This window comes from Micromonospora sp. KC213, from assembly GCF_004348325.1.
In the GTDB taxonomy this organism is placed as follows: domain Bacteria; phylum Actinomycetota; class Actinomycetes; order Mycobacteriales; family Micromonosporaceae; genus Micromonospora.
The window spans coordinates 1-22,616 of record NZ_SMKF01000060.1 but is presented as its reverse complement, the minus strand read 5'-3'; the positions used below and the strand labels follow the sequence as shown (position 1 = coordinate 22,616).

27 protein-coding genes and 1 pseudogene are annotated in these 22,616 nt (G+C 71.5%); 13 read left to right on the top strand and 15 right to left on the bottom strand.

The window, feature by feature from the left end:
* Positions 1–97: 97 nt before the first annotated feature.
* The 4 genes from E1166_RS14700 to fdxA form a co-directional block, all read right to left on the bottom strand.
* Positions 98–757: a nucleoside/nucleotide kinase family protein gene (locus E1166_RS14700; protein WP_132339305.1), complete on the bottom strand. Its 660-nt coding sequence runs from the start codon at positions 755–757 to the stop codon at positions 98–100.
* A 4-nt stretch (positions 758–761) separates the two neighbouring features.
* Positions 762–1,808 (bottom strand): prephenate dehydrogenase/arogenate dehydrogenase family protein, encoded by a 1,047-nt coding sequence (locus tag E1166_RS14695; protein WP_132339303.1) that lies wholly within the window; start codon positions 1,806–1,808, stop codon positions 762–764.
* A gap of 175 nt (positions 1,809–1,983) precedes the next feature.
* Positions 1,984–3,099, bottom strand: a complete 1,116-nt coding sequence (gene dapC / locus E1166_RS14690) for a succinyldiaminopimelate transaminase (RefSeq protein ID WP_279433222.1) — start codon at positions 3,097–3,099, stop codon at positions 1,984–1,986.
* Positions 3,096–3,422, bottom strand: coding sequence for a ferredoxin (gene fdxA, locus E1166_RS31520; RefSeq protein WP_089005361.1), 327 nt, complete (start codon positions 3,420–3,422; stop codon positions 3,096–3,098). Before fdxA ends, dapC begins: the two co-directional genes overlap by 4 nt.
* A gap of 79 nt (positions 3,423–3,501) precedes the next feature.
* Here fdxA and E1166_RS14680 point away from each other — a divergent pair, with 79 nt between their 5' ends.
* Positions 3,502–4,464, top strand: a complete 963-nt coding sequence (locus E1166_RS14680) for a GNAT family N-acetyltransferase (RefSeq protein ID WP_132339299.1) — start codon at positions 3,502–3,504, stop codon at positions 4,462–4,464.
* Positions 4,465–4,576: 112 nt separating this feature from the next.
* Here the strand turns inward: E1166_RS14680 and E1166_RS14675 are convergent, their stop codons facing one another.
* From E1166_RS14675 to mshB, 3 genes are all read right to left on the bottom strand, one after another.
* Positions 4,577–5,041: a hypothetical protein gene (locus E1166_RS14675; protein WP_132339297.1), complete on the bottom strand. Its 465-nt coding sequence runs from the start codon at positions 5,039–5,041 to the stop codon at positions 4,577–4,579.
* A gap of 81 nt (positions 5,042–5,122) precedes the next feature.
* Positions 5,123–5,563: a hypothetical protein gene (locus E1166_RS14670; protein WP_132265725.1), complete on the bottom strand. Its 441-nt coding sequence runs from the start codon at positions 5,561–5,563 to the stop codon at positions 5,123–5,125.
* A 17-nt stretch (positions 5,564–5,580) separates the two neighbouring features.
* Positions 5,581–6,504 (bottom strand): N-acetyl-1-D-myo-inositol-2-amino-2-deoxy-alpha-D-glucopyranoside deacetylase, encoded by a 924-nt coding sequence (gene mshB, locus E1166_RS14665; RefSeq protein ID WP_132339295.1) that lies wholly within the window; start codon positions 6,502–6,504, stop codon positions 5,581–5,583.
* Between the two features lie 85 nt (positions 6,505–6,589).
* On the opposite strand from mshB, the gene E1166_RS14660 reads away from it, so the two are divergent.
* The 4 genes from E1166_RS14660 (at position 6,590) to E1166_RS14645 (ending at position 12,799) form a co-directional block, all read left to right on the top strand.
* Positions 6,590–8,728: a prolyl oligopeptidase family serine peptidase gene (locus tag E1166_RS14660; RefSeq protein WP_132339293.1), complete on the top strand. Its 2,139-nt coding sequence runs from the start codon at positions 6,590–6,592 to the stop codon at positions 8,726–8,728.
* 237 nt (positions 8,729–8,965) lie between these two features.
* Entirely contained in the window at positions 8,966–9,772 is an 807-nt protein-coding gene (locus E1166_RS14655; protein ID WP_132339291.1) for a hypothetical protein, read from the top strand.
* Between the two features lie 13 nt (positions 9,773–9,785).
* Positions 9,786–11,699 (top strand): fumarate reductase/succinate dehydrogenase flavoprotein subunit, encoded by a 1,914-nt coding sequence (locus tag E1166_RS14650; protein WP_132339289.1) that lies wholly within the window; start codon positions 9,786–9,788, stop codon positions 11,697–11,699.
* 2 nt (positions 11,700–11,701) lie between these two features.
* Positions 11,702–12,799, top strand: coding sequence for a succinate dehydrogenase/fumarate reductase iron-sulfur subunit (locus tag E1166_RS14645; protein ID WP_132265735.1), 1,098 nt, complete (start codon positions 11,702–11,704; stop codon positions 12,797–12,799).
* A gap of 70 nt (positions 12,800–12,869) precedes the next feature.
* On the opposite strand, the gene E1166_RS14640 is transcribed toward E1166_RS14645, so the two are convergent.
* Positions 12,870–13,316, bottom strand: coding sequence for a (deoxy)nucleoside triphosphate pyrophosphohydrolase (locus E1166_RS14640; RefSeq protein ID WP_132265737.1), 447 nt, complete (start codon positions 13,314–13,316; stop codon positions 12,870–12,872).
* 183 nt (positions 13,317–13,499) lie between these two features.
* Between E1166_RS14640 and E1166_RS14635 the strand changes: the two genes are divergently transcribed.
* Entirely contained in the window at positions 13,500–13,808 is a 309-nt protein-coding gene (locus tag E1166_RS14635) for a 4a-hydroxytetrahydrobiopterin dehydratase (protein ID WP_132265739.1), read from the top strand.
* Between the two features lie 90 nt (positions 13,809–13,898).
* Here E1166_RS14635 and E1166_RS14630 read toward each other — a convergent pair whose 3' ends face one another.
* On the bottom strand, positions 13,899–14,963 hold the full coding sequence (locus E1166_RS14630; protein WP_132339287.1) for a DUF4190 domain-containing protein: 1,065 nt from the start codon (positions 14,961–14,963) through the stop codon (positions 13,899–13,901).
* A 98-nt stretch (positions 14,964–15,061) separates the two neighbouring features.
* Between E1166_RS14630 and E1166_RS14625 the strand changes: the two genes are divergently transcribed.
* Positions 15,062–15,424 carry a PH domain-containing protein gene (locus tag E1166_RS14625; protein ID WP_132265743.1) on the top strand — a complete coding sequence of 121 codons (363 nt, stop codon included), beginning with the start codon at positions 15,062–15,064 and terminating at the stop codon, positions 15,422–15,424.
* Between the two features lie 30 nt (positions 15,425–15,454).
* Here E1166_RS14625 and E1166_RS14620 read toward each other — a convergent pair whose 3' ends face one another.
* Both E1166_RS14620 and E1166_RS14615 read right to left on the bottom strand, forming a co-directional pair.
* Positions 15,455–15,715, bottom strand: coding sequence for a hypothetical protein (locus E1166_RS14620; RefSeq protein ID WP_132339285.1), 261 nt, complete (start codon positions 15,713–15,715; stop codon positions 15,455–15,457).
* Positions 15,715–16,032, bottom strand: a complete 318-nt coding sequence (locus E1166_RS14615) for a DivIVA domain-containing protein (protein WP_132265747.1) — start codon at positions 16,030–16,032, stop codon at positions 15,715–15,717. The genes E1166_RS14620 and E1166_RS14615 overlap by 1 nt, the downstream gene beginning before the upstream one ends.
* 255 nt (positions 16,033–16,287) lie before the next feature.
* On the opposite strand from E1166_RS14615, the gene E1166_RS14610 reads away from it, so the two are divergent.
* The 3 genes from E1166_RS14610 (at position 16,288) to E1166_RS14600 (ending at position 17,863) form a co-directional block, all read left to right on the top strand.
* A complete protein-coding gene (locus tag E1166_RS14610) occupies positions 16,288–16,701 on the top strand; it encodes a winged helix-turn-helix domain-containing protein (protein ID WP_132339283.1) in 414 nt (137 codons plus the stop codon).
* Positions 16,702–16,762: 61 nt separating this feature from the next.
* A complete protein-coding gene (locus tag E1166_RS14605) occupies positions 16,763–16,981 on the top strand; it encodes a hypothetical protein (RefSeq protein WP_132270845.1) in 219 nt (72 codons plus the stop codon).
* 264 nt (positions 16,982–17,245) lie between these two features.
* A complete protein-coding gene (locus E1166_RS14600; RefSeq protein ID WP_207914239.1) occupies positions 17,246–17,863 on the top strand; it encodes an AAA family ATPase in 618 nt (205 codons plus the stop codon).
* A gap of 56 nt (positions 17,864–17,919) precedes the next feature.
* Here E1166_RS14600 and E1166_RS14595 read toward each other — a convergent pair whose 3' ends face one another.
* Together E1166_RS14595 and E1166_RS14590 are read right to left on the bottom strand one after the other, a co-directional pair.
* Positions 17,920–18,429 carry a DinB family protein gene (locus E1166_RS14595; protein ID WP_132339281.1) on the bottom strand — a complete coding sequence of 170 codons (510 nt, stop codon included), beginning with the start codon at positions 18,427–18,429 and terminating at the stop codon, positions 17,920–17,922.
* Positions 18,430–18,557: 128 nt separating this feature from the next.
* Complete coding sequence (locus E1166_RS14590; RefSeq protein WP_132339279.1) at positions 18,558–19,436, bottom strand: NAD(P)-binding domain-containing protein; 879 nt, start codon at positions 19,434–19,436, stop codon at positions 18,558–18,560.
* A gap of 122 nt (positions 19,437–19,558) precedes the next feature.
* On the opposite strand from E1166_RS14590, the gene E1166_RS14585 reads away from it, so the two are divergent.
* A complete protein-coding gene (locus tag E1166_RS14585; RefSeq protein WP_132339277.1) occupies positions 19,559–19,954 on the top strand; it encodes a helix-turn-helix domain-containing protein in 396 nt (131 codons plus the stop codon).
* 98 nt (positions 19,955–20,052) lie between these two features.
* Here E1166_RS14585 and ychF read toward each other — a convergent pair whose 3' ends face one another.
* Together ychF and E1166_RS14575 are read right to left on the bottom strand one after the other, a co-directional pair.
* On the bottom strand, positions 20,053–21,138 hold the full coding sequence (gene ychF, locus E1166_RS14580) for a redox-regulated ATPase YchF (RefSeq protein ID WP_132339275.1): 1,086 nt from the start codon (positions 21,136–21,138) through the stop codon (positions 20,053–20,055).
* 74 nt (positions 21,139–21,212) lie between these two features.
* On the bottom strand, positions 21,213–21,665 hold the full coding sequence (locus E1166_RS14575; protein WP_132339273.1) for a hypothetical protein: 453 nt from the start codon (positions 21,663–21,665) through the stop codon (positions 21,213–21,215).
* Between the two features lie 177 nt (positions 21,666–21,842).
* Here E1166_RS14575 and E1166_RS14570 point away from each other — a divergent pair, with 177 nt between their 5' ends.
* Together E1166_RS14570 and E1166_RS14565 are read left to right on the top strand one after the other, a co-directional pair.
* Positions 21,843–22,352, top strand: coding sequence for a SigE family RNA polymerase sigma factor (locus E1166_RS14570; protein ID WP_132271210.1), 510 nt, complete (start codon positions 21,843–21,845; stop codon positions 22,350–22,352).
* Positions 22,349–22,616, top strand: a pseudogene (locus tag E1166_RS14565) (hypothetical protein); the annotation flags it as partial. The gene E1166_RS14570 and the pseudogene E1166_RS14565, both read left to right, overlap by 4 nt.

The following is a 22,616-nucleotide window of genomic DNA, read 5'->3' as shown; positions in this document are numbered from 1 at the left end:
TCAGTATGTAAAATGAAGGCCGGGAAATGACATTCTTCGGACACAGTGGAGACCGGGCCGGGTCGTCAACCCCGACGACCGCGCCGGGGACGACCCGTCACCCGGGCAGGGCGTCGGCGAGGCGTACCACCAGATCGGCCCGGTCGGCGGTGCGGGCGACCAGCGCGGCGTTCGCCTCGTCGCTGCCGTGCACCCAGGCCGCCGCCTCGGCCGGCGACCGCCCGTACGCCTCGTGCCGGGCGACCAGCCGGCGCTGCCGCAGCCGCGCGTCCAGGTCGAGAAACCACACCTCGTGCAGCAACGACCGGACCTCGTCCCACGGCGGGTCGGTGAACAACAGATAGTTACCTTCGGTGACCACCAGGCGAACCGAGGGTGGCACCTCGATCGCGCCGGCGACCGGCTCCTCGATGTCCCGCCGGAACGCCGGCGCCCAGACCGAGGTCGGCTCCTTGCGGTGCAACCGACGCAGCAGCGAGACGTACCCGTTGGCGTCGAACGTGTCCACAGCGCCCTTGCGGTCGGCCCGACCCAACCGCGCCAGCGCCGACTGCGCCAGGTGGAAGCCGTCCATCGGGACCAGCCGGGCCGCCGGACCGACCGCCGCCACGATCCGCTCGGCCAGGGTCGACTTCCCGGCACCGGGCGTCCCGGCGATACCGAGCAGCTGCCGGGGCCCGGCGTCGGCCAGGGCACGCGCTCGGGCCACCAGGTCGTCGAGCGCCAGTACCGACGCCTCGACCGGTCCGTCCGTCACGCCCTCACCCTAACGGCGGGACGGGCCGGTCGCGTGTCTCCACGACCAACCGGCGGCCCAGGTATTCCACCTCGTCGCCGACGGTCCGGCAGCCGTGCAGGTGCCCACCGGCCGCGCCCAGCTCATGCAGGAAACGCAGTTCCCCGGCGGAGCCGGCGAGCGGGAAACGGCGGCGCACCTCGGCCGTCGGCCGGGCGGCCAGCGCGGCCCGGGCGGAGCGACCCTCGGCGTACCGCGCGGTCAACGTGGCCCGGTCGCCGTCGCGCAGCGCGCCGGCCAACTCGTCGAGGAAGGCGGTCACCGACGCCAGCGCGGCCAGCACCTCGGCCCGATTGCCGAGCAGCATGTTCGCCGTACGCTCCGGTGGGGTGCCGGCCACCCGGCTGCCGTCGCGGAAGCTGCCGGCGGCCAGCGACAGCACCGCGTCCCGCAGCGGCGAGCGTTCGGCCGCACCGGCCAGCGCCCCGGCGAGCAGGTGCGGCACGTGCGAGACGAGCGCGACGACGGTGTCGTGCCGGTCGGCCGCGAGCGGCACCACCCGGGCGGCGAAGACCTCCATCAGCAGCGCGGCGAGCCGGCGGAACGCGGCCAGGCCCGGCCCGGGCGCCGGGCAGAGCACCCAGGCGGCGTCGTCGAAGAGTTCCGGCAGCGCCGCGGTGAGACCGGCCCGGTCGGTGCCGGCCATCGGATGACCGGGGACGAACCGGTGGGTCAGCCCCCGCTCGGCGGCGAACGCGGCCAGCTCCGCCTTGGTGCTCCCGACATCGGTCAGCAGGCAGCCGGCCGGGGTGGCCGCCGCCACCTCCAGCAGCGTGCCGGGCAGGGTCGGCAGTGGCCCGCACAGGAAGACCACGTCCCGGTCGGCCACCGCCTCGACCATCCCGTCCGGGGTCCGTACGCCGGCCTGCCGCGCCTGCCGGCGGGTCGCCTCGTCCGGATCCCAGCCGGCCACATCGAGACCGGCGGCGTGCAGCCGGAGCAGCACGGACCCGCCGATCAGGCCGGTACCGACCACCGCCGCCCGCATCCGCGCCCCGGCCCTGCCCACCATCCGCACACCTCGCCGTCCCGCTCCGGCGCGGGGCCGACGGCCCCGAACCAGGTCCGGCCGAGGATATCGCCCCGACCTGACCGGTACGCCGGTCAGCCCACAGGAGCGGCCATGGCCTCGTCCCGCCACGCCACCGACGGGATGAGCGAACTCGCGGGCCTCGTCGGCGGGACGGTCAGGGTTGGGCGAGCCGGGCGGCGACCGCCGCGACGTGTGCGTCGGACTCGGTGAGCGCCGCCCGGACGTGTCGGGCGCCGGTCGGGCCGTAGAAGACGCCGGCGGCGACCAGGATGCCCCGGCGAGCCAGCCAGTCGACGGTGTCCCAGCAGTTCTCCCCGCGGGTCATCCACAGGTAGAGCCCGGCCTCGGAGTGTTCGACCGTGAAGCCCGCCCGGGTGAACGCGGCGAACAGCGTCTCCCGCCGCGCCCGGTAGCGTTCCCGCTGCTCGTCGGCGTGCGCCTGGTCGGCCAGCGCGGCCACCATGGCGGCCTGCACCGGCGCCGGGACGATCATGCCGGCGTGCTTGCGGACCCTGAGCAGCTCGGCGACCAGCGCCGGGTCACCCGCGACGAACCCGGCGCGGTAGCCCGCCAGGTTGGAACGCTTGGACAGCGAGTGCACCGCCAGCACCGAGTCGTACGACCCGCCGCACACCTCGGGCGAGAGCACCGACACCGGCTCGGCGTCGGGGGTCCAGCCCAGTGGCAGGTAGCACTCGTCGCTGGCCACCACCGCGCCGCGCTCCCTGGCCCAGTCGACCACCTTGCGCAGGTGCGCGGCGGGCAGCACCCGGCCGGTGGGGTTGCCCGGCGAGTTGACCCAGACCAGGCGTACCCGCGAGGTCGGGCCGACGGCGGTGAGCGAGTCGGCGCGGACGGTGGTGGCACCGGCGAGCCGGGCCCCGTCCTCGTAGGTGGGATACGCGATCGACGGCACCACCACCACGTCACCGGGGCCGATCCCGAGCAGGGTGGGCAGCCAGGCGACCAGTTCCTTGGAACCGATCGTCGGCAGGACGCCCAACCCGTCGAGGCCGGCGCCGCAGACCCGGGCCACCCAGGCGGCGATGGCGTCGCGCAGTGCCGGGGTACCCGCGGTCAGCGGATACCCCGGGGCGTCGGACGCGTCCGCCAGCGCCTGCCGGATCACCGGCGGCACCGGGTCGACCGGCGTGCCCATCGAGAGGTTGATCAGGCCGTCCGGGTGCGCCGCGGCCAGGGTGGCAGCGGCGTCCAGCGTGTCCCAGGTGAACTCGGGCAGCCGTGCCGAAACCGGCGCGGGGCGGTTCAGTGGCCCTCTCCGCGCGGCGGCTGGGCGGCGACGAAGGAGGCGTCCTTCTCCACCTTGCCGATCTTCGACGCGCCACCCGGCGAGCCCAGGTCCTCGAAGAACTCGTAGTTGGCCCCGGTGTAGTCCTTCCACTGCTCCGGGACGTCGTCCTCGTAGAAGATGGCCTCGACCGGGCAGACCGGCTCACAGGCACCGCAGTCGACGCACTCGTCGGGGTGGATGTAGAGCATCCGATTGCCCTCGTAAATGCAGTCGACCGGGCACTCCTCGATGCATGCCTTGTCGAGCACATCGACGCACGGCTCGGCGATGATGTAGGTCACCGGTCTTCTCCTCCGCAAGACTCGTCGCGATCACCCGCGACGCTAAGAGCCTAGTATCTCGCCGGGGAGGAGGTCGATCGTGCTCCGACAGCAGGACGTGGGACACCGGATCGTGGTCCGGCGGGTCGTGGGTGAGCGTGCCGGCCGGCCGCTCTTCTCGGACGCCCTCGGCGAACTGGTCGAGCTGACCGGCACGCACCTGACGCTGGCCACGGCCCAGGGTCGGCTGCGGGTGGCGCTGGACGAGGTGCACCGGGCCAAGCGGGTGCCGGCGACCCGGCGGCCCACCGCCGCCGCCGTCGTCGAGTTGGAGCTGGCCGCCGATGAGGCCTGGCCGGCGGCGGTACGGGGCCGGCTCGGCGGCTGGCTGTTGCGTTCCGCCGAGGGCTGGAGCGGTCGGGCCAACTCCGCCCTGCCGGTCGGCGACCCGGACCGGCCGCTGCCCGAGGCGGTCGACGCGGTGCTGCGCTGGTACGCCGACCTCGGCCAGCCGGCCATGGTCAACACCCCGCTGCCGCTGGCCACCCCGGTCGGCGCGGAACTGGACGCCCGGGGGTGGACGGCCCGGCCGCTGGTGTTGGTGCAGACCGCGTCGCTGGCCGCACCGCCGCCGGCTCCGCCGCTGGCCGCCGACACGCCGCTGGTCGAGCTGGCGACCGCCCCGTCGGAGGACTGGCTGGCGATCGCCGCCGACCGTAAGGGTGGCCTGCCGGACTCTGCCCGGCACGTGCTGACCGCCGTGCGCCGGGTCCGCTTCGCCCAGGTGTACGCCGACGGCAGGCTGCTCGCGACGGGTCGGGGCACGATCACCGGGCAGGGGCGTTGGCTGGGACTCAGCCTGATCGAGGTGGTGCCCGAGGCACGGCGGCGAGGGCTGGCCAGGCGGGTGGTCGGCGCACTGGCCGACTGGGCCCGCGCGGAGGGCGCCACCCGGGCCTTCCTCCAGGTGGAGCAGCGCAACACGGCTGCGGTGGCGCTCTACCGGGGGCTCGGCTTCACCACCCACCACACCTACCTGACCCGGGTCGCTCCACCCGCCTGATGATCGACTCCGTTTGCGGCAAACGGCGCTATGCCCTGACCAGGACAGCACCGATCACCGCACACGGAGTCGACCAACGCCGGCACGCAGCCGGCCGCCCCTGCGGGGCCGGTCAGCGCCGGACGACCCGGCGGGGCTTCGCCGCCTTGGTCTCGGCGTACCGCTTGAGCTGCTGGGAACGGTGATCGAGGCCGAGCGCGGTCAACACCAGATAGCCGATGGCCACACCGGCGCCGGCGGCCAGCAGGTACAGCCAGATCTGGGCGAAGAACAGCCCGGCGCCCCCGCCGAACGGGTTGTTGCCGACCAGCAGCGGCCCGACCAGCACGGTCAACGCCAGCGCGATCGCCACCGCCGCGCCCACGTCGGCACCCCAGGATCCGGCCGGACGGGTCCGCCCCTGCACGAAGACGATCGCGGCAAGGGCCGTCCCGATCACCACGAACATGCCGAGCGAGACCCGGTCGGCGGCGGTGTCGTTGCCGTCGAAGCCGAGCTTGATGATCACCCGAGCCACCACGTTGACCGCGAACAGCGCTCCCGCCAGCACACCGATCGCGCGCCACCGATCCTTCATCGCACGCCTCCCGCCGTACCGCCCGCCCCCGCGGCGGGCCTTCTGGCAGGAATGTCTACCACCACACCCTGAGTGCCGTCATCACCCGTGGTGACCGCGCTGCGGCGAGCTGACGATCCGGCGGAACGCCATCACCGCGAAGGTCATCGCGCCGGCCGTGATCATCGCCAGCCCGACCCAGTTGTCCCCGGTCAGCAGCAGGTCACCCTCGGCCGTCCGGACCGCCCCCATCGCCATCAGCGCGAACCAGGGCAGCGCGGGCAGCGCCAGCGCCCACGTCCGGCCGACTGTCACATACGCGAACCAGCTCAGCACGATCGCGGCGGCGATGGTCACCGGCACCGACACCCCGACCAGGTGACCGTCGACCCGTACCGGAGCCAGCACCAGCCCGAGCACGGCGGCGAGCACCCCGCCGGCGGCCGAGACGATGCCGCCGGCCACCCGCAGGGCCCGGTCGGCCAGGCGGTACCCCGCGCCCGGCGGTGGCGGCGCAACGGTCTCCTGCTCCACGAGGGGCATCGGCGCGGCGGGCAGGGTCACCGGAGTCCGGCCGTCGCGGCCGAGGAACGGTCCGGCCGCTCCGCCGCCAAGCCGGCGAAGAGGTCGGCCTCCCAGCCGTACCGGCCCGCGCCCGGACCCTTCTCCCCCACCGCCAGGGTGAAGTACTCCACCCCCATGAACTCGGCGCCGAAGTTGCCGGCGATGGAGTAGAGCCACGAGGTGGCCGGGATCTGGGTGGCGTGGGCGCGCATCGCCGCCTCCTTGGCGGCGTGCTGGTCGGTGGCGTCGATGCGGGCGGCGATCTCGTCGTCCGGGGTACCGAAGGGCAGCTCGTCGGCGCTGCTGATGCCCGCGAAGGGGTTGTCCGACGCCTCGACGAAGGCGAACAGGCCGGCTTCCAGCACGCTGCGCGGCATGGCCGTCCAGTAGACCTTGGCCGGGGCGCAGCCCTGCGCGGACGCCAGCTCGTGCGCCCGCATCGCCACCCGGTGGGCCTGGATGTGGTCGGGATGGCCGTAGAAGCCGTTCGGGTCGTACGTGATCATGACCTGCGGACGGACCTCGCGCATGATCTCCACCAGGTGCCCGGCGGCCTCGTCCAGGTCGGCCTGCCAGAAGGCGCGGGGATGGTCGTTGGTGGCCAGCCCCATCATGCCGGAGTCGCGGTAGCGGCCGGCCCCACCGAGGAAGCGGTGGTCGGTGACGCCGAGCGCGGCGCAGGCGGCGGCCAGCTCGCCGATCCGGTAGCCGCCGAGCTGGTCGGCCTCGGCCGCGGCGAGCTGGGCCAGCTCCGGTACGTGGATCTCGCCCTCCTCGCCGAGGGTGCAGGTCACCAGCGTGACGTGGGCGCCGGTGGCGGCGTAGTGCGCCATCGTCGATCCGGTGCCGATGGACTCGTCGTCGGGGTGCGCGTGGACCAGCAACAGGCGTCGGTCGGGCAGCGTCGTCACGAGCGTCACTCTAACCGGCGGTTCTGGTCCGCCGACGGTTACGCGTCCCTCAGGTCGGCCACATCCCACCAGGGCCGCACCTACCATCCGAGGCGTGGACTTTCCCGAGCTGGCCGCCCGTACCCGTCGGTTCAGCCACGGGGCGCCGCGCGCCGTCACCGTGGCCGACGACGGTTCCCGGGTGGTCTTCCTCCGCTCGGGCGGCCCGGAGGACCCGACCGAGGCGCTCTGGGCGCTGGACGTGGCGACCGGCGAGGAACGGCTGATCGCCGACCCGGCCGCGCTGCTGGGCGGGGACGACCCGGCGGTGCTTTCGCCCGGGGAACGGGCGCTGCGCGAACGGCAACGCCTGAACACCGGCGGCATCGGCTCGTACGCGCTGGACGCGGCGGGTCGGGTGGCGGTCTTCCCGCTGGCCGGCCGGCTGTTCCGGGCCGACCTGGTGCACGGCGACGTGGTCGAGGTGCACACCGTCGGGCCGGTGCTCGATCCGCGCCCCGATCCGACCGGCGAGCGGCTGGCGTACGTCACGGACGCCGCCGAGGGGGTCCGCCGGGGTGAGCTGCGCGTCATCGAGCCCGACGGCGCCGACAACCTGCTGGCCGGGGAGGACTCCGGGGTGACCTGGGGGCTGGCCGAGCACGTGGCGGCCGAGGAGTTTCACCGGTTCCGCGGCTACTGGTGGGCTCCGGACGGCCGGTCGGTGCTGGCCGCCCGGGTCGACGAGAGCCGACTGCCGCGCTGGTACCTGCACGACCCCACCGACCCGGCGAGCCCACCGGCCAGCGTTGCGTACCCGCGGGCGGGCGGCCCGAACGCCGAGGTCAGCCTGCACCTGCTCGACCTCGACGGCGGCTGGGTCGACGTGCACTGGGACCGGGAGACCTACCCCTACCTGGCGTCGGTGACCTGGGCCGACGGCGGGCCGCTGATCACCGTGCTGCGTCGCTCGCAGCAGCACGGTTTGGTGCTGGCGGTCGACCCGCGAACCGGGGAGACGCAGGTGCACGCCGAGCTGGCCGACCCGCGCTGGGTGGAGCCGATCCCGGGTACCCCGGCGCACCTGCCGGACGGCCGGGTGCTGGTCGGCGGCGAGCTGGCCCACGACGGGTACGACGCCCGTTGCCTGTTCGCCGACGGAACCCTGCTCACCCCGCCGTCGCTGTACGTCCGCCGGGTGGTGGGACGGCTGCCGACCGGCGGCGGCCCGGCCGACCTGCTGGTCGAGGCGAGCGAGGGCGAGCCGAGCCAGCGCCACCTGTTCCGGGTGCGGACCACGATCGGCGGTGGGGTGGACACCCGGCGGATGAGCGGCACTCCCGGTTGGCACACCGCCGCCGTCGGCGGGGACGTGCTGGTGGTCGGCACCGCCACCCTGGACGACCCGGGCACCACCTGGTCGGTGTGGCGCGGCGACGGGGAGGTTGCCCGGCTGCGGTCGCTGGCGGCAACCCCGCCGTACGCGCCGCGGCCGACGCTGGTCCGGGTGACCGACCGGCGACTGCCGACCGGGGTGCTGTACCCGACCGATCATGTCAAGGGCACCCGGCTGCCGGTGCTGTTGGACGTCTACGGCGGCCCCGGTCACCAGGAGGTGGTGGCCGCCCGGGCGGCCTGGCTGGAGCGGCAGTGGTGGGCCGAGCAGGGCTTCGCCGTGGTGACGATCGACAACCGGGGTACGGCGGGGGTGGCCCCCTCGTTCGAGAAGGCAATCCACCGGCGGATGGCCGACGTGATCCTGGCCGACCAGATCGACGCGCTGACCGCGCTGGCCGACAAGCACCCGGACCTGGACCTGGACCGGGTGGCGGTGCGCGGCCGGTCGTTCGGGGGGTGGCTGGCCGGGTTGGCGGTGCTGCGTCATCCGGAGCTGTTCCGCTGTGGGATCGCCGGCGCCCCGGTCACCGACTGGTCCCTGTACGACACCGCCTACACGGAGCGCTACCTGGGGATGCCGGACGACGGGATCGACGTCTACGCCCACCACTCGTTGGTGGAGCTGGCCGCCGAGCCGGTGGTCGCCACGGAGCAGGCCCGGCCGCTGTTGCTGGTGCACGGCATGGCCGACGACAACGTGCTGGCCGCGCACACGCTGCGGCTCTCGGCGGCGCTGCTGTCCACCGGCCGGCCGCACGCGGTGTTGCCGCTGACCGGGGCGACGCACCTGGCGGCGGGTGGGGTGTCGGAGCGCCTGCTCCGCCTGGAGCTGGACTTCCTCCGCCGGCACCTGTAGCCACCCACCAGACATTGATCATGGTCCGGGTCTTTCCAACGTGCGGGACACACGGGACACTGCGTTGCGCGGCCGGATCGTGGAGATCGGCGTAACGTGTGTCACTTAGCTGCGCCGGTGTTCCGGCGCGGTCGTTGGTGTGCGCGAGAGGTGGCAGCGGACGCGGTCTGGCCGGTCCGCTGACCGGTACGGAAGGTGACCCGCCGCCCCCTTGCGGGGCCCGTCAGGGAGACTGGAATGACATCAACGGCAATGCGGCCGCGGGGAACGCGGGCACGCGCCGCGATCGCGGCGAGGACATTGCGGACGGACCGCTGGTGGCTCGCCCCACTGCTGACCGTCGTCGGCCTCACCGCCTGGGTGGCGTACGCGACGGTCCGGGTCTTCATGCACAAGTGGTACTGGGTCGAGTCGTACCACTACCTGACCCCGTTCTACTCCCCCTGTGTGACCGACCGGTGCGTCGAGGGCGCCTCACACTTCGGCCGGTTCCTGCCCGGCTGGTGGATCGTTCCGGACGCGGCGTTGACCCTGCCGTTCCTGCTGCTGTTCCGGCTGACCTGCTACTACTACCGCAAGGCGTACTACCGGTCGTTCTGGCTGTCGCCCCCGGCCTGCGCGGTGCCGGACGGGCACACGACCTACAGCGGCGAGACCCGGTTCCCGCTGCTCGGGCAGAACCTGCACCGCTACTTCTTCTACGCCGCCGCGATCATCTCGCTGATCAACACCTGGGACGCGATCCTGGCCTTCCACTCCCCGAAGGGCTTCGGGTTCGGGCTGGGCAACATCATCCTGCTCGGCAACGTGGTGATGCTCTGGGCGTACACCATCTCCTGCCACTCCTGCCGACACATCATCGGCGGTCGGCTCAAGCACTTCTCCACAAGCCCGGTGCGCTACCGGGCCTGGACGTTCGTGTCCAAGCTGAACGTCCGGCACATGCAGCTCGCCTGGATCACCCTCGGCACCCTCGCCCTCACCGACTTCTACGTCATGGCGGTGGCGGCCGAGTGGATCGACGACCTGCGGTTCATCAACTAGAGGGCGCCTGGACATGACGACTACCACTCGCATCGAACGACACCACTACGATGTCGTCGTGATCGGGGCCGGCGGCGCCGGTCTGCGCGCGGCGATCGAGGCCCGGCTGGCCGGCCGGAAGACGGCGATCATCTCGAAGTCCCTGTTCGGCAAGGCGCACACGGTGATGGCCGAGGGTGGCGCGGCCGCCGCCATGGGCAACGTCAACAGCCGGGACAACTGGCAGGTGCACTTCCGCGACACCATGCGCGGCGGCAAGTTCCTGAACAACTTCCGGATGGCCGAGCTGCACGCCAAGGAGTCGCCGCAGCGGATCTGGGAGCTGGAGACGTACGGTGCGCTCTTCGACCGCACCAAGGACGGCAAGATCTCCCAGCGCAACTTCGGCGGCCACGAGTACCCCCGGCTGGCGCACGTCGGCGACCGGACCGGCCTGGAGCTGATCCGCACCCTCCAGCAGAAGATCGTCTCCCTCCAACAGGAGGACAAGCGCGATCTCGGCGACTACGAGGCCCGGATCAAGGTCTTCTCCGAGACGACCATCACCGAGCTGCTGCTCGACGGGGACCGGATAGCCGGCGCGTTCGGCTACTACCGGGAGTCCGGCGAGTTCGTCCTCTTCGAGGCACCGGCGGTGGTGCTGGCCACCGGTGGCGTGGGCCGGTCGTACAAGGTCACCTCGAACTCGTGGGAGTACACCGGGGACGGGCACGCGCTGGCGCTGCGGGCCGGGGCGACGCTGATCAACATGGAGTTCCTCCAGTTCCACCCGACCGGCATGGTCTGGCCACCCTCGGTGAAGGGCATCCTGGTCACCGAGTCGGTCCGCGGTGACGGCGGTGTCCTGAAGAACTCCGAGGGCAAGCGGTTCATGTTCGACTACGTGCCGGACGTGTTCCGCAAGCAGTACGCGGACAACGAGGCCGAGGCGGACCGCTGGTACGCCGACCCGGACAACAACCGGCGTCCGCCGGAGCTGCTGCCCCGCGACGAGGTCGCCCGCGCGATCAACAGCGAGGTCAAGGCCGGTCGGGGTACGCCGGCCGGCGGCGTCTACCTGGACATCGCCTCTCGCAAGTCGGCCGATGAGATCCGCCGTCGCCTGCCGTCGATGTACCACCAGTTCAAGGAGCTGGCCGACGTCGACATCACGAAGGAGCCGATGGAGGTCGGCCCGACCTGCCACTACGTGATGGGCGGCGTCGAGGTGGACCCGGACTCCGGCGCGGCGGCCGGGACGGTGCGCGGCCTCTTCGCCGCCGGCGAGGTCTCCGGCGGCATGCACGGCTCCAACCGGCTCGGCGGGAACTCCCTGTCCGACCTGCTGGTCTTCGGTAAGCGGGCCGGTGGGCACGCGGCGTCGTACACCGAGCAGTTGGCCTCCCGCCCGAGGGTGTCGATCAGCGCGGTGGAGGCCGCGGTGGAGACGGCGCTGGCGCCCCTGCAGCGGGACACCGGCGAGAGCCCGTACACCCTCCAGCAGGACCTTCAGGCGGTGATGGGGGACCTGGTGGGGATCATCCGCCGGCAGGGCGAGCTGGAGGATGCCCTGCGCCGGCTCGCGGAGCTGCGCGAGCGGGTGGCCAAGGTCAGCGCGAGCGGCGGCCGGCGGTACAACCCGGGCTGGCACCTGGCGCTGGACCTGCGCAACATGCTGGTCGTCTCGGAGTGCACCGCGATGGCGGCGCTGGAGCGGCAGGAGTCCCGCGGCGGGCACACCCGGGAGGATTTCCCGGCGATGGACCCGAAGTGGCGGCGGGTGAACCTGGTCTGCGCGCTGGACGGCGACACCGTACGCCTGACGCACAAGCCGCTGCCGAAGATGCGGCCGGAGTTGGTCGGCCTCTTCGACCGCGCCGAGCTGGCCAAGTACCTGACCGACGAGGAGCTCGCGGAGTTCGACGCCCTCACCGAGGAGGAGCGCTGAGGATGGGTGACAACGGTTCCCCGGCCGGCAAGCCGGGCGCGAAGCGACGGTTCCGCATCTGGCGGGGCGACGAGAACGGCGGCGACCTGCGCGACTACACCGTCGAGGTGAACGAGGGCGAGGTGGTCCTCGACGTGATCCACCGACTGCAGGCCACCGACGCGCCGGACCTGGCCTGCCGCTGGAACTGCAAGGCGGGCAAGTGCGGCTCCTGCTCGATGGAGATCAACGGCAAGCCGCGGTTGAGCTGCATGACCCGGATGTCCACCTTCACCGAGGACGAGACGGTCACGGTGACGCCGCTGCGCACCTTCCCGGTCATCCGGGATCTGGTCACCGACGTCTCCTTCAACTACGAGAAGGCACGGGAGACCCCGGCCTTCGCCCCGCCGGAGGGCGTGGCGCCGGGCGACTACCGGATGCAGCAGGTCGACGTGGAACGCTCGCAGGAGTTCCGCAAGTGCATCGAGTGCTTCCTGTGCCAGAACGTCTGCCACGTGATCCGCGACCACGAGGAGAACAAGCCGGCGTTCTCCGGGCCGCGGTACTTCATCCGGGCCGCCGAGCTGGACATGCACCCGTTGGACGCGCGAACCGACCGCCGGGAGTACGCGCAGGCGGAGCAGGGCCTCGGCTTCTGCAACATCACGAAGTGCTGCACGGAGGTCTGCCCCGAGCACATCAAGATCACCGACAACGCGATCATCCCCATGAAGGAACGGGTCGTCGACCGCAGGTACGATCCCCTCGTGTGGCTTGGTAGCAAGATCTTCCGTCGGGGTCAGGAGCCCCAGAGCACCGCGGGCAGCGCGGGAAAGGAGTCCGTGGTGCACAGCGGCGTTCGGCAGGTCGGGGTCCACTCGCACGGCGGGGGTTCGGGCGACCCGAGCGCCGAGGTACAGGCCCAGAAGGGTGTGAACTGGCACCGTGAGGTCCCGCACCCGACCGCCCCGGCGGTGGACGCCAGCGGCAAGCTGCCGCTGACGGAGTTGACCTTCGACCGGGCGGCGGCACCGTCGCCGTTCGGTGACGACGTGACCTTCCCGCTGCCTCCGGAGCACCTCAACTTCGCCCACCCGAGCCAGGACGAGAAGCACTGAGCAGCACCACCACGTTGACGGGGGCCTGCGGCTGACGCCGCCGACCCCCGTCGGCGTCTGTGGGCACTGATCAGAAAGCGGCGGCGAGCAGGAGGGGGCGGAGGGCGGCCACGATGGGAGCGTCGGCGGGCAGCCAGGTGACGGTGTCCAGCTCGGTGGCGGAGAGCCAGCGCATGGCGGAGTGCTCCAGCGCCTGCGGCTGGTCCCCGTGCAGCAGCCGGGCGGTGTACACCTTGAGCACCGAACGCCCGTGGGCCATCCGGACATCGCCGCCGACGCGGTCCCCGATCGCCACCCGCACCGCCAGTTCCTCGGCGCACTCGCGGACCAGGGCGGCCACCTCGCTCTCCCCCGGCTCGACCTTGCCGCCGGGGAACTCGTACCGGCCGGCCACCTCGGGGGGCGCGGACCGCGCGCAGGCCAGCACCCGCCCTCCGGAGATGATCGCCGCGCCGACGATGACCTTCGGCTCGCGCCGCTCGGCCTGTCCGTTTCCGTCTACCCGTTCGGTCCGCACGGGCGTCCAGCGTGCCAGATCAATCGGCGGTTCGGGTACCTAGCCCGGCCATCAGGTCAGCAGAACACGGAAGTGTGGGCGTGGACACACCGGTGTCCTCCCGACAGACTGGAAAGCATCACAAGGACACGGGACGGCGACGATTTGGCCACAAGCCGGCAACGACGCCTGGGAGGTGCGGTGATGCGCGCGCTGTTCAGCAGCCGGGCCAAGCACGACTATCTCAGCGACGCGTTGACACTGCTCAGCGGGTGGACCCGCGAGGGTGAGCAGATCCGCCGTACCCTCGTCATGGACGACACCCAGCACGCGGCACTGACCGAACGGGTCAAGGTGGTGGCCGACGCGCTGCGGCTGCGCCCCGAGATCAGCCGGCGGGATCGTGAGACGCAGATCCGGGTCGGGCACGGCGACGGCGAGCCGTTGACCGAGGGCGAGGTTCTCCTGGCCGCCCGCATCGAGGACGCGTACCGAGCCGTCACCGAGCACTGACGGCAGCTCGCGCCTCCGTGGCAGGTGTCCATCACCGACCCCCGTCCACGTCGACCTGACGGTCGACTCCGTCGTCAGCCTACCGCCGGTTCAGCGGGCCGGATCGCCCTGCGCGGTGGACAATCCCAGGGCTTGGCGTACGGCCAGGTCGGTCTGCGGGTCGCGGCGCTGCTCAGCCTGTGCCGCCAGCCGCAGCATCTGCTCCCGGTCGGGAGCCTGCTCCGCGCGCAGCCAGGCCATCGCCGCCCCCTGGGACTCGGCGATCAGCTTCTCGACCGGTTCCCGGGCCTGCGCCGACCAGGCCGCCCCGCTCAGGGTGAGCCACATGCTGGCGTTCGCCGAGCCGGCCCGCTCCACCATCGCCCGCAGTTCGGCCGGCGCGGCGGTCGGCCCCTCGGCGGCGAGGACGGCACGGGCCTCGTTGAACTCGCGAACCGCCATCAGGTACGTGTACTGCTCCGGGCGGAGCACCGTGGCGTCCTGGCGCAGCGGGCGGGTCAACGGCTGCCCACCGGCGGCCAGGTAACAGGTGATCCGCGGGGCGCTCTCCCACTCGACGCGGGACGGGACGTACCAGCGCAGCCGCACGTCGGCCGGGAGCGACAGCGGATCGAGGACGTAGCTGCGCTGCTGCCGCCGGCATTCGCTCTCCGCCCGGGCGGAGAGCGCGGCGCTGCCCGGGTACGCCTCACCGGGGTACCGCGCGTAGCCGGGCAGATGGTCGATCAGCTCCCCGTCGTGCGGTTCGGTGCAGGCGACCGTGGTGATCCGGTCCGGCGCGGTGCGCGTACCCGCCGGGGCGTCGCCGACGCGGAAGCAGTCCCCCGTCCGCAGGGCCCGGACGCCGCTCTCCTGCGGGCCGGAGCGGAACGGCAGCCCGGTCACCACCAGCATCGCCGCGAACGCCCAGGCCGCGCAGAGCACCAGGCCGGCGACGGCGAAGCCCCGCCCCCGCTGCCCGGACCGACGAATCTGGACGAGCGCGACCAGCCCGAGGACCAGCCCGAACACGCCACCGAGCAGGCCGAGGACGAAGGCGGCGACGGCCGTCCGGTTCGTCCGCGTCCGGTGGCCCGCCCACGGCTCCCATCCGCCGTCGGTGGCCTCCGGCACGGCGGGTGGCACAGGACGGCCCGGCCTGTCGTCCCCGGTCATGTCCCGCTTCCTCCCCGTGTCCGCTCTGCGGCGTGCAGAGTAGCCGACCGCCCCGTCACCGGCCGCCGGTGCTGGCGCCGGCTGCCTACCGTGGATCCATGGCCAATGCGACGTATGACCGCAAGGAGCAGTTCCAGCAGATCCAGAGTGGACTGCTCGACGGCGAGCAGATCATCGCCGTCTACGACGCCATCGGCACCGGCACCGGCTTCATCGGGCTGACCGACCGTCGAGTGATCATCCAGGACCGGTCCTTCGTCGGCAAGCGGTACGCGATCACCAGCATCCCGTACTCGAAGATCACCAGCGTGAGCGTGGTCAGCAACAAGTCGTGGGGCGGGTCGTTCTTCTCCACCGGGGCGATCGCCATCCACGTCGGCACCCACACGTACGAGGTGGAGTTCCGCGGCTCCCAGAAGAGCCACCACGTGCACAACGTCATCCTGCACTACATCTCCTGACCCGGCCAGGGGGCGGCGGTTCGGTGGCGGTCAATGCCGGGTGAGTCGGCGGGAGCAGGGGCCGTCGTGGTCGGCGCGGAGCAGGCACCGCCGGCCGCCGGGCATCCGCAGGTCGCAGAAGACCCGGTGACGTATGGCCTGCTCGTCCTCCGCCGAGACGGTCGTCTCCCCCGGGTCGGCCGGGGAGAGCACCCCCGCCCACCGGGCCAGCACCCGGGCGAGTCGTACCGCGCCGGCCAGGTCGGCGGCACGCACCGGCAGGTGTACGACGTACCGCTCCCGCTCGACCATCACCACCGACCTGCGTTGATCCGGCGCGCCTGCTCGGACTGCCAGCGGCGCAGGGCGTCCTTGATCCGGGCCGTCTCCAGCCGACTCTCCCGCAGCGCCTGGTAGACCGCGTCGAGGTCGCCGGCCACCCGGTCGAGGAACGCCTGCACCTCGTCCGGGTCGAGGCCGCGCCGGCCGAACCGGGCCGGACGGAACCGCCGCTGCCGCACCTGCCAGGGCAGCAGCGGCAGGTACGCCGAGGAGCGGTAGGCCCCGTCGGGACGGTGGGCTCCCTCCGGTCGCTGGTTTCGGCCGGGCCGTCGGAACGGGACACGCATGAAGTCCACCTCGCCGTCGTGGGATGGATGAGGTGGCCGCACCCGCCCGCCGCGCACGGGCGGGCCACCCCCGCCCTGCCACCGCAGCTCCGATCAGCGGTACGGCAACAGGGCTGGTCAGCAGCGAAGGACACGTCCGAGTGAAGTCCGCTCGTCAACCGGTGAGTGGCCGTCGCTGAGGAAGACTCTAGCAAGTAGGCAATGTTCCAACAATGCCAACATACGTGTTTGCCATAAGGGCACAAGGCTTGCGGGATGACCATCGATCCGTATTCGCACACGCCGGTCTACGTCCAGCTCGCCGACCTGATCCGGGCACGCATCGAGTCCGGAGAGCTGACTCCGGGCGCGCCACTCGGCAGCGAGCTGCAACTCAGCCAGGAGCATGGGATTGGCCGGGACGCGGTGCGGATGGCGATCGCGCTACTGAGGTCGGAGGGGTTGGTCAAGACCAGCCGACCAACGGGCACCCGGGTGCGTCAGGTGCCCCAGCGACGGCAGGTCGAAGTGCCGCCGGGCGGGTCGGTGATCGCACGGATGCCGAGCGGCAGGGAGCGCCGGGTGATGCAGCTCGACGAGGGCGTACCCGTGTTGGAGATTCGCGACGCGAAGGGCGACATCGAGGTCATGGCCGGCGACGAGGTCGAGCTGACCCGCCCGCCGGACTGACCTCCGGCCGGCAGGCGACCCGGGATGATGATTGTTATCGACCATCCTGAATACTGCCAGGATGCCCGACCTACCCGACCCCTATACGATCCGGCACTTCTCGCAGGGAAACCCCGCCGGCCCCACCCAGGACGACGTACCCGCCCTGCTGCGCCGGCTCGCCGACACCATCGAGGACCTCGGCCCGGTATGGATCCAGGACATCGTCCTGCACAACGAGATCACCGCCGAGGGCGACTATTACTCGTTCACGGTCTACTACCACGAGGAATCCGACTGACCACCCCGCCAACCCCCATGATCCACTCCACTTGCGCCAAGTAGGCGTGTCCGGAAGCCTCCGACACCGCGACATGCGGCATACGGAGTGGATCAAGGCGAGGGTCTGCCGGCGGTGTCCGGCACACCACGACACCGCCACACTCCGCACTTGGAGTGGATCACCAGGCATCGGACGTGACAGCGGAGCTTCCCGGCTTCTGGTACGGCGGTGATCCGGACGGGCAGTCGCGGCGAGCCGTTGGACGGCGGAAAGGCAGATCGAGTGATCTCACCAACCGTGGCGCGGACCGGGAACCAGCCGACGATCGGGCACGCGGTCGTCCTCATCACCGGCGTCCAGGCCGCCGGGAAATCGACCGTCGCGCAGTCTCTCGCCGAACGGCTGCCCCGATCCGTGCACGTACGGGGCGATTCTTTCCGACGCATGATCGTGGCCGGTCGCGCCGAGATGACGCCCGATCCCACCGACGAGGCGCTCCGGCAGCTTCGACTGCGTTACCAGCTGACGGCTCAGGTGAGCGACGCGTACTTCGACGCCGGCTTCACCGTCGTCACCCAGGACGTCATCCTGGGCGACGACCTCGCCCGGATGACGACGCTGATCCGGGCACGCCCCCTGCTCGTGGTCGTACTCGCCCCGTCGACCGAGGCCATCGCGGCCCGCGAGGCCGGTCGAGGCAAGACCGCGTACGGCACCTGGGCCATCGAACAGCTCGACGGTGTGTTGCGGCACCAGACGCCCCGGATCGGGCTCTGGCTCGACACGTCCCGGCAGACGCCGGCCGAGACCGTGGAAGAGATCCTCGCCCGCGCTTGGACGGAGGCCGTGATCTCGCCCGGAGAAAGCTCGGGCGGCAACGCCGACACGACGATCGGCTAGCCGGACGGCCGGTACGACACCCCCGCATCCCGCATCTGAAGTGGATCACCAGTGGCCTACTCGCCGGTCGGGCCACCGGCCAGTTCCACCACGATGTCCAGGTGCCCGAGATGACGGGCGTACTCCTGCACGAGGTGGAACAGCACCCGTTCCAGCGACGCCGGGTCGGCACCGTCCCAGCGCTCGCCGGGTGCCCCGACCGCCGTGAGTTCACTGCCCTCCACCACTGCCCGCGTGTGCCTGCCCTGCGCGCGGAGCGCGGCCAGCAGGTCGTGCCGGGTCTCCTCCGGTGCGACGTACCACCGGTCCTCGCGCCGGTCGCCCCACGGGTCGCCGACGTCGCGCCCCTGAAAACCCCACTCGATCCACCGAAGTTCCACGTAACGCAGGTGCTTGACCAGCTCCAGCGGGGTCCAACCGGAGGGCAACACGCTGCGGCGTACGTCGTCCTCGGTCAACGCGGACACCTTCGCCACCACGCTCGTTCGGAAGTAGTCGAGGTACCGCAGGAACACCTCGGTACGGTGTGCGGCCGGGACGGTGGGCGAAGGAAACTCGACGGTCACCGGACCAGTATCCGCAGGGGCTTCCGCCACGTGCGCCGAGCGGCGGTGTCCGGTAGCTCTTGACACCGCCACTTGCCGCAAACGAGTGGATCAACCAGGTTGTCGCCCCCGCCCGGAGCCCCGCCGACCTAACTGGACGGCGTCTTGATGCTCTCGATGATGCGGGCGAAGCCTTCCCTTCCATGACCTGCGTCGATCTGGCGTCGGATGAGGCGCTGGACCATAGCGACCGCCTCGGTACTGATGCCCGCATCGGTACTGGCGGTAAGGATGTCGCCGAGATCGGAGAACTCCAGGCTCTGCTGCCCGTCGACGGTGTAGTCCCCACCGTCGATGACTGCGGCGTACTCCTCGAAGCCGCCGGTCATCGCGGTCAGCCAGGGTGCGGCCATGGCAGCGAACTCGCGCGCCGTCACGCCGGCGGACGCGACCATGGCGGCACCGTGCATGAAACCGGCGAACATGACGTACATGCCCGCGAGCAGGGCGAGGTCGTACAGGGACGCCAGACCGGCGTCGTCACCGAAGTAGGTACTGGTGCCCCACAGGTCGAGCAGCGGCTGGTACTGGTTGAAGGCCTCGGCCGACCCGCTGTAGAGAAGTGAGGATCCAGGCTGACCGATCATGTCCGGTACGGCCAGGATGCCTCCGTCCAGATACGCGATCCCGGCAGCGGCGGCCCATGCGGCCAACTCCCGCGACTGAGCCGGTGTCGTCGTGGTCACGTTGACCAACGTCCGTCCTGCCAATTCCGCAACGATCGGATCCAGCACCTGGTGGACCGACGCGTGGTCCAACAGGCATGCGACAACCAGCGGGCTTGCCCGCACCGCGTCACCTGGCGAGGCGGCGGCTTGCGCACCCTGCGCGACGAGGTCGTCCGCCTTCCCCGGCGAACGGTTCCACACGGTTGTCGCATGTCCGGCCTTCACCAGGGCAGCCGCGAGCGCGCCACCCATCGCCCCCAGCCCGAGGACACTGACGTGAGCACTGTTGATCGCTGTCATTTCTTGAGCCCCTTCTCGTCTTCGTCGCTCGGTTGAATCCTTTCCGCCACAAGTAGAGTTGGCCAGTACGGACTAATTAGTCAGGTACTAACTCGCAGGTAAGTGCCCCTGGAGGGAGGCCGATGGCACCATCAGCACGACGTGGTCCCTATTTCTGCGGCATCGACGCGGCGATGGACGTGGTGGCCGGCAAGTGGAAGTCGCTGATCCTCTGGGAGCTGCACCACCACCGGACACGCCGGTTCGCCGAACTTCGACGTGGCCTTCCGGGCGTCAGCGAGAAGATGCTGATTCAGCATCTTCGGGAGATGGAGGAGGACGGCCTCGTACATCGTGAGGTGTACCGCGAGGTGCCGCCAAAGGTCGAGTACTCCCTGACAGAGCACGGCGTCTCGCTCAATGCCGCCCTGGCCACGCTGGGCGAGTGGGGCACCGAACGCATCCAGCGGATCGGGGCCGAGAAGGTATCCGTGGAAGCCGTCGGGTCAGGCGCGCCGCACGCGTGGCGATCGACTTGATCCACTCCGCTTGCGCAAGGTGAGGGTGTCCGGAAGCTCTGACACCGCGACTTGCCGCGCACGGAGTGGATCAACCAGGGTCAGTGGTTGAACAAGGGTCAGACGTTGAAGCGGAACTCCACCACGTCGCCGTCCTGCATGACGTACTCCTTGCCCTCGATCCGGACCTTGCCGGCCGCCTTGGCCGCCGCCATCGATCCGGCCTCGACCAGGTCGTCGTAGGAGACGACCTCGGCCTTGATGAAGCCGCGCTGGAAGTCGCTGTGGATCACGCCGGCGGCCTCCGGGGCGGTCGCGCCGACCGGGATGGTCCAGGCCCGCGCCTCCTTGGGGCCGGCCGTGAGGTACGTCTGGAGCCCGAGGGTACGGAAACCGACCCGGACGAGCTGGTTCAGGCCCGGCTCGTGCTGGCCGATCGACTCCAGCAGCTCGCGGGCCTCGTCCTCGGGCAGGTCCACCAGCTCGGACTCGATCTTGGCATCCATGAAGACAGCCTCGGCGGGGGCGACCAGCGCGCGCAGCTCGTCGAGGAACTCCGCGTTGGCCAGCTCGGCCTCGTCGACGTTGAAGACGTACAGGAACGGCTTCGTGGTGAGCAGGTGCAGCTCGCGCAGATGCTCCAGCTCGATCTTGGCGGCGGCGGCCCCGGCGTACAGGGTGGTGCCGCCGTCGAGGACCTCCACGGCGGCCTTGGCGGCGGTGACGGCGGCGGCCCGGTCCTTGCGGAGCTTGGCCTCCTTCTCCAACCGGGGCAGCGCCTTCTCCAGGGTCTGCAGGTCGGCGAGGATCAGCTCGGTGTTGATCGTCTCGATGTCGTCGGCCGGAGAGACCTTGCCGTCGACGTGCACCACGTTCGGGTCGGAGAAGGCACGCACCACCTGGCAGATCGCCGAGGCGTCGCGGATGTTCGCCAAAAACGCGTTGCCCCGACCCTGCCCCTTGGACGCGCCGCGCACCAGGCCGGCGATGTCGACGAACGACACCGGCGCGGGCAGCACCTTCTGCGAGGAGAAGATCTCGGCGAGCGTGGCCAGCCGCTCGTCCGGCAGCCCGACGACGCCGACGTTGGGCTCGATGGTGGCGAACGGATAGTTCGCCGCGAGCACGTCGTTCTTGGTCAGCGCGTTGAACAGGGTGCTCTTGCCGACGTTGGGCAGGCCGACGATGCCGATGGTGAGACTCACGACCAGCCAGCTTACGCTCCCCGCCGTCCGCACCCGGCAGGCAGGCCCGAGCCGGGACCGGACAGGTGGGCCGGTCAGCCGACCAGCCGCCACCAGCCCGCCCCGTCGGCCGCGACCTCGCCGAGCGCACCGTCCGGCAGGTCGGCGACGGCGGCCAGCGGCAGGGTGAACCGGTGCGCGGCGGCCGGCCCGGCCGCGTACGACTCGCCGAGCATCCAACGCACCTCGTCGACCGTCCAGCCCAGCCCGCGCCGGCCGGCGATCTCGCGGACCAGCCGCAGCCCGGGGCGCGTGTCGTCGTCGTAGAACCGCATGCACCAGTGGTGCGCCCACATGCCCAACGCACGCAGCCCGGCCGGGTCGAGCGAACCGGCGAGCCGGCCGCACGCCGTGTCGACGAAGGGCCGCCCCGGGTCACCCACCCGGTCCCGCTCGATCGCTCCGTACGCCGCCGGCGCCACCGCCCGCATCCGGTCGTAGAAGCCCTGCACCACCGCACGGTCCAGCCACGCCCGCCCCGACCGCATCAGCGAGCACCCCGCCCGGCCACGCTCACCATCGCCCCCGCACCCTTTCTGGAGTTGGTGGCGGGACGGTACCGGCCACGACCGACACTTTGCCGGCAGCACATCCCTTGCCCGGCAATGGATAGCTGGCCCGGCCTGCGGCGTCTGTATCTGTGGACGAGCCGAAGGGGAGGGTGGGTGGACGACGACGAACGTGCCCGGCTGGCCGAGTTCGTGGCCAGCCGCACGCCGGCGCTGATGCGGGTCGCGTACCTGCTCACCGGCAACCGGCACGCGGCGGAGGACCTGTTCCAGTCGGCGCTGGCGCGGACGATTCCGCGCTGGCGGACACTGCGCAACGCCGACCCGGAGGGCTACCTGCGCACCGTCATGTATCGGGAGCACGTGAGCTGGTGGCGGCGGCTGCGCCGGTACCGGGAGTCGTTGCTCACCGGTGCCGACGACCGGGCCGACGCCGATCCCAGCGGCGGCACGGACCTGCGGTTGGCCATGCGGGCGGCGCTGCGGCACCTGCCGCCGGCCCAGCGGACGGTGGTGGTCCTGCGCTACTACGAGGACCTCACCGAGACCCAGGTCGCCGAGACGCTGGGCTGCTCGGTGGGCACCGTCCGCAGCCGTACCCACCGGGCCGTGAGCCGGCTGCGCGAGCTCCTGCCGGACATCGAACTGCTGGAGGTACGGCGGTGACGTTCCCCATCGAGCACCTGCTCCGCACCACGTTGACCGATCTCGCCGAGGAGGCACCAACTGTGGAAGACCAACTGACCCGGGCCGAGCGACGGCTGCGTACCCGCCGCCGCGCCACCGTGACCATGGGCGCGCTGGGCACTCTCGCCGCCATCGTGATCGGTGCCCCGCTGGCGCTGGCCGCCAGCGGCGGCGACGGCGACCGGCCGGCGGCCCCGCCGACGGTCCGCCCGACCCTCACCACCGCGCCATCCGCCCCGCCGA

What these genes read in the sequence shown, in the direction of transcription:
- E1166_RS14655 (WP_132339291.1), top strand. Translation starts at nt 8,966, where the DNA reads ATGACATCAACGGCAATGCGGCCGCGGGGAACGCGGGCACGCGCCGCG.
- E1166_RS14585 (WP_132339277.1), top strand. Translation starts at nt 19,559, where the DNA reads ATGGCACCATCAGCACGACGTGGTCCCTATTTCTGCGGCATCGACGCG.
- E1166_RS14650 (WP_132339289.1), top strand. Translation starts at nt 9,786, where the DNA reads ATGACGACTACCACTCGCATCGAACGACACCACTACGATGTCGTCGTG.
- E1166_RS14620 (WP_132339285.1), bottom strand. Translation starts at nt 15,715, where the DNA reads ATGGTCGAGCGGGAGCGGTACGTCGTACACCTGCCGGTGCGTGCCGCC.
- E1166_RS14675 (WP_132339297.1), bottom strand. Translation starts at nt 5,041, where the DNA reads ATGAAGGATCGGTGGCGCGCGATCGGTGTGCTGGCGGGAGCGCTGTTC.
- E1166_RS14605 (WP_132270845.1), top strand. Translation starts at nt 16,763, where the DNA reads ATGCCCGACCTACCCGACCCCTATACGATCCGGCACTTCTCGCAGGGA.
- E1166_RS14590 (WP_132339279.1), bottom strand. Translation starts at nt 19,436, where the DNA reads ATGACAGCGATCAACAGTGCTCACGTCAGTGTCCTCGGGCTGGGGGCG.
- E1166_RS14695 (WP_132339303.1), bottom strand. Translation starts at nt 1,808, where the DNA reads ATGGTGGGCAGGGCCGGGGCGCGGATGCGGGCGGCGGTGGTCGGTACC.
- E1166_RS14635 (WP_132265739.1), top strand. Translation starts at nt 13,500, where the DNA reads ATGCGCGCGCTGTTCAGCAGCCGGGCCAAGCACGACTATCTCAGCGAC.
- E1166_RS14625 (WP_132265743.1), top strand. Translation starts at nt 15,062, where the DNA reads ATGGCCAATGCGACGTATGACCGCAAGGAGCAGTTCCAGCAGATCCAG.
- E1166_RS14670 (WP_132265725.1), bottom strand. Translation starts at nt 5,563, where the DNA reads ATGCCCCTCGTGGAGCAGGAGACCGTTGCGCCGCCACCGCCGGGCGCG.
- E1166_RS14610 (WP_132339283.1), top strand. Translation starts at nt 16,288, where the DNA reads ATGACCATCGATCCGTATTCGCACACGCCGGTCTACGTCCAGCTCGCC.
- E1166_RS14645 (WP_132265735.1), top strand. Translation starts at nt 11,702, where the DNA reads ATGGGTGACAACGGTTCCCCGGCCGGCAAGCCGGGCGCGAAGCGACGG.
- E1166_RS14630 (WP_132339287.1), bottom strand. Translation starts at nt 14,963, where the DNA reads ATGACCGGGGACGACAGGCCGGGCCGTCCTGTGCCACCCGCCGTGCCG.
- E1166_RS14615 (WP_132265747.1), bottom strand. Translation starts at nt 16,032, where the DNA reads ATGCGTGTCCCGTTCCGACGGCCCGGCCGAAACCAGCGACCGGAGGGA.
- E1166_RS14575 (WP_132339273.1), bottom strand. Translation starts at nt 21,665, where the DNA reads ATGCGGTCGGGGCGGGCGTGGCTGGACCGTGCGGTGGTGCAGGGCTTC.